Raw genomic sequence first — 6,252 nt, 5'->3', positions numbered from 1 at the left:
GTATGTGCAACCAGACTTGGCGGCCCGACATATCTAGATCGCGCACTTGCCTGGTTAAGTACTGATTGAGTTGGGTGGTTTGCTTGAGACAGGAAGGGCAGGCCTGGCTGTTGGTTTGGAGTTGGCAAAATAGTGTAATTCGAGTCGGTGTATATTCGACCCGCTGCACCTGCAAATCAGGCAAGGCTAAAAGCTGTTGGTAGAAGTCGGTTTCCTGCATAGACCAAGTTAACCACAAGAATTGTCAGAGTACCAAATATTTCTGTTTATATCTCGTAATACGCATTCTCCTAAATTGTTTATGAATCCATTATATTCTGAAGATGAAATATATGATAAATTGTCTTGGAATGGAATGATGGAATCACATTCAAATGGTAGTATTATACTACCTTGCTGATTCATAAATGAACACTTTTGTTTATGACAAAAAGCAAGTAGTCCATTTGAGACAAAAGGAAAATTTCGTTCATGAATTATGTTTTCCCTTCCATGCCAAATTTGCTCGCCAGATTTGTTGATAGCAATAACTTTTTTGTCATTCAAATAAGATCTATACTTAATCAAAGCAATGCCATTTTGAAAAGGACTAGGTTCTGATTCGTATACACAATCAATCACAATATTTTTATTGCGGTCACAAAATCCCCACTTATCACCCTTACGATACGGAATCAAAAACGGCTCCTCAGATTTAGCCAGCAGTTTTTCCGTCAACGCCAGTTGGCTGGAGACGCGGGCTAAAGCCAGAGATTGAGTGGTTTTAACGAGGGCGGTGGCGGGGTTGTTGGAGTTCATACACGATAGATTACAATAATTTGCGCTAACTCATCCATCGTTTTAAAAGTCAAGCCGGATTAGTTCCTTTTTGCGCTTTGTCAAACTGGCCCGGCAAAGATGCGCTAAGGCGGGAATCTGCTCCTCAAAGCGGTCGTAGTCTTCATCAGTGAGGGCCGTCCGACGTTCCGGTGTGTTGGGGATATCGTTCATACCCAAAGATAACAAAACTTCCGGCTGATGTGGTAGTCTGCCTTATTGCCGAAGCTACGCTATTGCCCAAGCCCGTTTTTCCGCTCATCTTTGCTCTTCGACTCTTTACTACCATTCCCCGTTTTCTGATTCATTTATGCTTACCCTGGATAATTTCGACCAGCAACTGCCCCGTGACCTGCTCAAAAAAGCGGAACCTTACTACCGCAATGGATCTGTCCTCTACATCGATCAGGGAGAAGACGGTACGTGGCATGCTGAAGTGGATGGGTCGGATACGTATTCGGTGGAGATAACCCTCAACGGACGCACCGTTACGGATTCCTTCTGCGACTGCCCCGTGGAAAGTGCGATCTGCAAACACGTAGTGGCGGTGTTATTTTCGTTGCGGGAAGAACTCAAAAAACAGGCAAAACAACCGAAGTCAGGTAAAGCCGCTTCGGGGAAATCCTCGAAAAAGCTGACTATCGCCGAATTGGTTAAACAAGTCGGTGCCGACGAACTGCGGGCGTTTCTGATCGAATACGCCGTAACGGATAAAACCTTCGCAACCAAACTCCAGCTTCATTTCGCCGATAAAGATGAGCGCATCGACGTTGAGAAAAACTATACCGAACTGATTCGAAAGACCATCCGGGCTCACGGCGACCGGCATGGGTTTATCGACTATCGGGCTACGTTCAAACTAGCCAAAGAAATCGACGCGCTTCTGAGCACGGGCGTAAAACTCGTTGGGCAGCGCAACTTCAAAGATGCCATGACACTGGGCATGGTACTGCTTCAGGAAATGATGACGGTACTGACCGAGAGTGATGATTCGGCAGGGAATATGGGCGGGACGGTGAGCGGGGCCATTGAGTTGCTACAGGATATTGGTCTTGATGAAGATACGGCTCCACCCCTGCGCCGGGAATTGTTCGATGCGCTGGCTAACGAACTAATTGACAGTCGCTACTTCGACTATGGTGACATGGGGCTGGATTTGCTCGATGCTACCTACCAAATTGCCCTGCGATTGGCCGAACCAGACCTGTTTCTGGTCCTGATTGACCGATTGTTGCCATTACATAAGTCCAGTACCAGCACTTTTTATCTGGACCAGTTGCGAACACTCCGGGTTAAGTTTCTGCGCGAAATAGGCCGCACCGACGAAGCTGACCGGCAGATGCAAGCCAGCATGGATGTGGTTGAAGTACGGACGCAGGTTGTCGAAGAGGCTATTCAAACCAAAGACTACAGTCGGGCCAAAACGCTGATTCAGGAAGGCATTCGGCTGGCCGGGGAGAAGAAACACCCTGGCACCGTGCATCAGTGGGAAGAAAAGCTGTTGACCATCGCCGTCGCGGAACTGAATATGGGTGAGATCCGGCGACTGACCAGAAAGTTTGCCTTCGACCGGCAGTTCGATGTGCGCTATTTTCGGCAGTGGAAAGCCACGTTTTCGATAGACGAATGGAAGGCAGAGTACAACCAGTTGGTGGCCCGAATCCGGCAGGAAGTAGCCGACAATGTTAAAAACCGAAAGCCCGGTTGGGGCTACAATGAAGCTGACGAATTACTGTATCGGTTGCAGCCGCTGCTGACGGAGGAAAAACAGTGGGCTGATTTGCTGGCACTCGTTCAGAAATCGCCCCGGCTCGATGTGTTGAAGCAGGTGTTGCCGCACCTGGCTGAACCCTTTCCTACCGAGATGCTGGCGTTGTTTCTGCCCGCCATCCGAAACTTAGCCAGCCAGGCCAGCACCCGACCCGATTACAAGAACGTAGCGTCCCTGCTGACGCTGGTTCGCCAGACGATTGCCAACAGTCGCCCGGCTACAGATGCGCTCATTGCCGAACTGAAAGAAACATTCATCAAACGCCCCGCTATGCAGGAAGAACTGCGCGGCATTAAATAACCCCTTATGGTATGCTGACCGACGACGAAATGCAGTACAAAATTGACTACGAAATCATCGTGGATGCCTATGATGAGTATGAGCAGAGTGCGGGCTGGAGTATTTTCTTCGACGAAACGCTGGAATTTCCATTTACGGCTACTGCGCAACTCAAAAAGCGCGATGGAACCACCGAGTCAAAACGGGTGAAGATAACCGGGCTATCGTCTAAAGAAGATGATTTCATGTCGGACGATTTCAATCTGGAAATGGAGCAAGGACAGTATGTTCGCCCCATCGCCTACTCCGCCCTGAGCGATATTGAGGCTTCCGAAGAAACGCTGGAGGCCTTTCAGATTTGGGATTTTGCCTGGCGGGCGTGAGCCCCATTTTTTGTATCTTTAACGATGAACCCCGACGATGCCGATGAAAAAGACCGAAACTACCGCAGCGCAGACCGCCGATTTGAACGACTACCACAAGGAGCGGAACAGGCGAATGGTCAAGAAAACCTCCGAACAGCCCTTGATGTCGCCCGACGAGTTCATCGAGCAAACCCGTCGCTTAGCCCGGCAATCTACCCAGACCACCGTGAAATCTGGCGACTGAGCGAAGAGACGAAAGAACTGGAGTCCCAGGCACTATATGAGTGGGCTGATGCAAACAGACTTAGTTTAGACGCTGCCGAATTTACCCGATTGTGGTTTGAATCCGGGTGTATTGAAGGCGGTGAAAACCAGGTTTTTTCGGCGTCGGGCGTCGCCTACAAGCGTAATAACCTGGCGTTTCACACCAGCTATCTGGAGTATTTTGAGCGACTGATTCTTCACAACTGGCTGTTCCCGGATACCTACTACACCTTCCTGGGTTTTATGTGGGTTACGGAAAATGAGGAACCACGGCAATGGCGACCAGTCGTCTTCCAAAAAGCGTTTCGGGCCGTTCGGGGTGCTACCCGTCAGGAAACCGAAGCAGAAATGAACCGTCTGGGATTCACCCGCCGGTACGAAGACAATTACGTAAATGCTGACCTGAACCTGTTTGTGGATGACCTGCACGATCAGAATGTACTAATCGATGCCACGGGCGAACTGCTCATTTTTGACCCGGTTATCTACCTGGCTGATACGTCGGAATAATTCGTTCACAAACCTATTTCCTCCTCATCTTTGTTATCCTGATAACATACAACCTGATATAGCACTGAGGGATGAGTTTCAGTGGTTGCCGGAATTCCCACACCACCATTACTCATTCGCTCATTTACTCATTCGCCATTAAAAATGAAACTCCTTAAAATTGCCGCTGGTGTGCTCAACCAGATTCCCCTCGCCTGGGAACACAACAAACAAAATATTATCAACGCTATTGAAGAAGCGCAGCGGCAGGAGGTGAGCCTGCTCTGTCTGCCCGAACTCTGCATTTCGGGGTATGGCTGTGAGGATGCGTTTTTTGCCCAGAACACGATGGATCAGTCCATTGAGTCCCTGCTGGATATTGTGCCGCATACCAACGATATTACCGTAGCCGTAGGGCTACCGATGCGGCATAATAACCGTACTTTCGATGTGGCCTGCCTGATTGCTAACAAGCGGATTCTGGGCTTTTCGGTAAAGCAATACCTGGCCAATAACGGCGTCCACTACGAGTCGCGCTGGTTCCAGCCCTGGAACCCATACCTGCGCGATGAAATCAAAGTCGGGGAATTCTCCTATCCGTTTGGTGATATCGTGTTCGATCTGTCCGGTATTCGGATTGGGTTTGAAATCTGCGAAGATGCCTGGGTGGCTAATCGGCCGGGAAGGATACTATACGAACGGGGGATTGATATTATACTGAACCCTACCGCCAGCCACTTTGCCTTCCTGAAATCGCAGGTGCGCGAACGCTTTGTGGTCGATGCCTCGCGGTCATTTGGCGTGAGCTATGTGTACACCAACATGCTGGGTAATGAGGCCGGTCGGATGATTTACGATGGTGATGCCATGGTAGCTTCCAACGGCGAATTGCTGGTGTCGGGGAACCGGCTGAGTTATGAGGATTTTCTGATTGTTCCAGCCGTAGTCGACGTAGAAATCACTCGCCTGAACCAGACCCAGAATCGGGCTAATCTCGCCCTGGTATACCCCAATCTGCGCGTTTCGGAACGGTTTGACTGGCCCGACATTGCGCCCGTTATCCAGAAGGCGGAACTCGAAGCCTGGGAGCGGGGCGGTTCTCTAAAAGAAGAAGAGTTTGCCAGGGCAGTGGCTTTAGGCCTGTTCGATTACCTCCGGAAAAGTCGTTCGCATGGGTACGTCCTGTCACTGAGCGGGGGGGCGGATTCATCGTCCATCGCGGCACTGGTTTTTCTGATGATTCGGATGGCGGTGGAGAACATCGGCATCGACGGAGTAAAGAAAAAACTCGGGCACATCAACGCCATTCAGCACTGCGAAACGCCTGAGGAAATGATCTGTAAACTCCTGACCGTCATGTATCAGGGTACTGAAAACTCATCCGACGATACGTTTAATTCAGCCAAAGAACTCGCTGACGATATTGGTGCCACGTTCCTGAATATCAATATCAACGGCCTGGTGGAAACCTACCGGGGGCTGATTGAGGGGCAGCTGGGTCGGGAACTGTCGTGGGAGACCGACGACCTGGCTTTGCAGAATATTCAGGCGCGGGTTCGTGCTCCGGGTATCTGGATGCTGGCTAACATCAATAATGCACTGCTACTGAGTACCTCCAACCGCTCCGAAGCCGCCGTTGGCTACGCCACGATGGATGGCGACACGGCGGGGAGTATTTCGCCCATTACCGGCATCGACAAACATTTTCTGCGGGGGTGGCTACGGTGGCTGGAAACCGTTGGCCTGAACGTTAAAAACGAGCAAACCCCCGCCGACCGGACGGGTGAAGTTACCAGTTCGGTTGCGGATAACGACCTCATTAAAGTGAGAGGACTGCACGCCGTGAATAACCTACAGCCCACCGCCGAACTACGCCCGCTGGACAGGAAGCAAACCGACGAAGACGACCTGATGCCTTACGATGTGCTGAACTCCATTGAAGAAGCCGCCATCCGGGATAAACAGCCGCCGGTAGAAGTGCTAAAACTGGTAGAGGTTCGGTATGCCAACGTACACGATCGCGACAGGCTAGTTGGCTGGGTTGAGCGATTCTTTAAATTATGGAGCCGCAACCAGTGGAAGCGCGAACGCTACGCGCCCAGTTTCCACCTGGACGACCACAATCTGGACCCCCGGTCCTGGTGCCGTTTCCCTATTTTATCTGGTGGTTTCGAGAAAGAACTCGCCGAAATGCGTGATTGGGCCGCCGAACAGAAGCCCAATGGCCGAAAGGGGAAGATTGGGTTCTAGAGCTTCCTATAGTATGTT

8 protein-coding genes are annotated in these 6,252 nt (G+C 50.6%); 5 read left to right on the top strand and 3 right to left on the bottom strand.

Annotated elements, in window-relative coordinates; genetic code table 11:
• The 3 genes from B157_RS37855 to B157_RS38695 all read right to left on the bottom strand — a co-directional run.
• A partial coding sequence (locus B157_RS37855; RefSeq protein WP_157618660.1) for a transposase family protein occupies window positions 1-220 on the bottom strand: 220 nt, incomplete at its 3' end.
• An 8-nt stretch (window positions 221-228) separates the two neighbouring features.
• A complete protein-coding gene (locus B157_RS0131580) occupies window positions 229-798 on the bottom strand; it encodes a WG repeat-containing protein (protein WP_020607301.1) in 570 nt (189 codons plus the stop codon).
• A 42-nt stretch (window positions 799-840) separates the two neighbouring features.
• Window positions 841-990, bottom strand: a complete 150-nt coding sequence (locus tag B157_RS38695; protein WP_157618659.1) for a hypothetical protein — start codon at window positions 988-990, stop codon at window positions 841-843.
• 136 nt (window positions 991-1,126) lie between these two features.
• On the opposite strand from B157_RS38695, the gene B157_RS0131575 reads away from it, so the two are divergent.
• The 5 genes from B157_RS0131575 (at window position 1,127) to nadE (ending at window position 6,234) form a co-directional block, all read left to right on the top strand.
• Window positions 1,127-2,887, top strand: a complete 1,761-nt coding sequence (locus B157_RS0131575) for an SWIM zinc finger family protein (protein WP_020607300.1) — start codon at window positions 1,127-1,129, stop codon at window positions 2,885-2,887.
• Window positions 2,888-2,898: 11 nt separating this feature from the next.
• Complete coding sequence (locus B157_RS0131570) at window positions 2,899-3,249, top strand: calcium-binding protein (protein ID WP_020607299.1); 351 nt, start codon at window positions 2,899-2,901, stop codon at window positions 3,247-3,249.
• A 43-nt stretch (window positions 3,250-3,292) separates the two neighbouring features.
• Window positions 3,293-3,475, top strand: coding sequence for a hypothetical protein (locus B157_RS39980; RefSeq protein WP_020607298.1), 183 nt, complete (start codon window positions 3,293-3,295; stop codon window positions 3,473-3,475).
• Window positions 3,442-4,005 carry a putative polyvalent protein kinase domain-containing protein gene (locus B157_RS39195; RefSeq protein ID WP_245565374.1) on the top strand — a complete coding sequence of 188 codons (564 nt, stop codon included), beginning with the start codon at window positions 3,442-3,444 and terminating at the stop codon, window positions 4,003-4,005. The genes B157_RS39980 and B157_RS39195 overlap by 34 nt, the downstream gene beginning before the upstream one ends.
• 144 nt (window positions 4,006-4,149) lie before the next feature.
• Window positions 4,150-6,234 (top strand): NAD(+) synthase, encoded by a 2,085-nt coding sequence (gene nadE, locus B157_RS0131555; RefSeq protein ID WP_020607296.1) that lies wholly within the window; start codon window positions 4,150-4,152, stop codon window positions 6,232-6,234.
• Window positions 6,235-6,252: the final 18 nt, after the last annotated feature.

It is taken from the genome of Spirosoma spitsbergense DSM 19989 (assembly GCF_000374085.1).
GTDB lineage: Bacteria > Bacteroidota > Bacteroidia > Cytophagales > Spirosomataceae > Spirosoma > Spirosoma spitsbergense.
This window is presented reverse-complemented; position numbering and strand designations above follow the sequence as displayed.